The sequence below is a fragment of the Pseudonocardia lutea genome (assembly GCF_042658055.1).
Classification (GTDB): domain Bacteria; phylum Actinomycetota; class Actinomycetes; order Mycobacteriales; family Pseudonocardiaceae; genus Pseudonocardia; species Pseudonocardia lutea.
Genome location: NZ_JBHSQK010000152.1, coordinates 1 through 2,309, shown reverse-complemented (window position 1 = coordinate 2,309; position 2,309 = coordinate 1). Strand labels below are relative to the sequence as shown.

Annotated in this window: 1 protein-coding gene and 1 pseudogene; both read right to left on the bottom strand. The window is 68.4% G+C overall.

From position 1 onward, the window contains the following. Positions 1-759 (bottom strand): annotated as a pseudogene (locus ACFQH9_RS32115) (type IV secretory system conjugative DNA transfer family protein); the annotation flags it as partial. Next, positions 756-1,433 (bottom strand): DUF2637 domain-containing protein, encoded by a 678-nt coding sequence (locus tag ACFQH9_RS32110; protein ID WP_379572238.1) that lies wholly within the window; start codon positions 1,431-1,433, stop codon positions 756-758. The pseudogene ACFQH9_RS32115 and the gene ACFQH9_RS32110, both read right to left, overlap by 4 nt. Positions 1,434-2,309 lie beyond the last annotated feature (876 nt).

Sequence of the window (2,309 nt, the reverse complement as noted above, 5' to 3'; positions counted from 1 at the left end):
GCCCGAGACCCGCTCGCCGACTTCGTAAACAGCTCCTAGCAGATCGCTCGCCCTCTCGGCGGCGATGATTGGGTCCTGACAACCAGAAACCGGGTCGAAGAACACGGTGGACGCGATGCCACCGAGCCCGACGGCGTTGAACACGTGCACAGGCCCGCGCCGGCTTCGTAGTCCGCCGGTCATCTCGAGAAGGTCAGTTCGGGTCGAGGTCACGACGGCGGCGCCGGGCGTATCAAGGACCCGCCCCGCGAGCCAGCCGGTCTTGCCGGTGCGAGGGCCGCCGAACACACACACGACGTCTTCGAGCAGCGACCAGACCCGCAGCGGCCCCACGCGGCACAGAGGGAAGGCGATCTCGGTCGTGGCAGTGCGAGCCCGTTCGAGGTGCGTCCGGATCCGAAGGGACGGCCGTACGGCGGTTGCGCGGCGGCGCACCGCGAGAGCACTGCCTGTGCGGAGGACATCCAGCGTCGAGGCCACGCCGGCCTTACGACGGGCACGCTGACCCCACCGGGTCACCACTGACGCGGAACGCGACCGGCGCGCGGCGACCAGACTCAGGACGATCAGGCAGAGCAGCGCGCCCGAGGCCAGAACGAGGAAGACGGCGTGGCTGGGCGCGGTCATGACAGCGTCCCGCGCGAGGAACCCACAGGCTGCCAGGAGCAGCGTGGCCAGCACACGACGGCGCCGACGCCATGTCCAGGCGCCGACCACAGCGATCGAGGCGGCGAGGATGAGGAGCTGTAGCGAGTTCATGACGTCCTCCGCCCCTGCTCGGCCGTATCGCGGTGAGCGCGGATGAGTTGCTTCGCGACGTGTTCGGTGACCCCGAGCTCGCGCTCAAGTCGGACACGACCGGCCCCTGCCGCGATGAGTTCGGCTGCTCGCCGATCGGTCTCCGGATCGCGCCCCGACGCTCCATGGCCGCTGGACCCCTCGGCCGGACCGTCGGGGTCAAGCGCAGGAGCGTCCGACCACCAGCTGCTCGGGTCGACGACCTGCAGTGGCTGCGTTGCGTCGGATTCCGGGATGAAGTCGGAGTTGGGCGCGGCCTCGTCATCTGGAAGGACGGCGGCTGCTTCGGGCTGTCGGGTGACCAGGATCAGTAGCTCGAAGGACAGGGCGAGCGCCAGCGGAGGCCAGCCGGACACGATCCACGACAGCGGGGTTGGTGCCGCCGCGGCGACGTTCGCGCCGAGGGACGCGGCCAGCCCGAGCACAAGCCCGGTCCCCGGCAGGACGCCCGCACGAAGCCCGGCTCGGCGGCGGACAAGCATCACCATCGACGCCGCCACCAGCAGCCCATCGACCGACAGCGGGATGAGGTGGGCGCGCCAGCCCTCGCCCGCCTCGGTCGCCAGTTCGTGCATGTGGACGTATGAGGCAACGGCCGCAACCGCGGCAACCACGGACACCGACGCGATGGTCACCACGCGCACCCAGCGCGGAGAACGTCCGCTCATCGCGCACCACCAGCGTCGCCAGGCGTAGCGCTGTCATGGGCGGGGGAGCTCAGGTGTCGTGCGTGCGCCTCCACGCGGCTGGGAGTGACGAGGGACTGCCGAGGTACGCAGAGCTGGCAGACAGTGAAGCACGCAACGCTGTCGTTCAAGGGATAGGTCTCGACCGCCAGGCCGCTCGACCTTCCGCAGAGTTCGCAGCACGAGGCACGCGGGCAGAACGTGGTGTTGTGCTGGTCGGTGCCGAGGACGTGAAGGTGTGTAGTGAGTCGGAGGTCGCGGTCGAACCCGGACGTGCCGTCGGACAAGATGTTCACGGGTCAGCCTCCTGGGGCTGATCAAGGGCCCGGCCAGCGTCTGCATCGCTGCGCCCGGGCCCGCCTGATGGGTGGACATCAGGCCCCGTGGCGGCCCCCGTGGGAGGGCCGAGTGTGTGCGTCGTTTGTGCGTGGACGGACCGGGTGACTCCGTCACTGACCGATACCGCTGGAACCCCGACGACAGGGATGACCTGCGAAAACGGCTGAAGTCGCCGATGATCGTCAGCGGCCGACACCCGCAATAGCTAGCTTTTAATCCGCGGGTTCAGGGTTCGATCCCCTGGGGGCCCACCGCTTCTGAGCTGCGAAATATGTGGAGTCAGAGACACGGTGCAATCCTGTAATGACTGCGAGTTCGAGCGGTCGCTGTAGGTCTTCACAGCTCGTCCGATGTTGTGTCTTGGCTAGTGGGGCGGGCCGTGGCTGCATAGCGATGGCCCTGATCCGTCCTACGCGGGCTGAGCTCAGTAAGCACGAGCTCCGCGGCAGTTGTGTCCCAGGGCGTGGTGTAGGTCGTCGGTCCAGG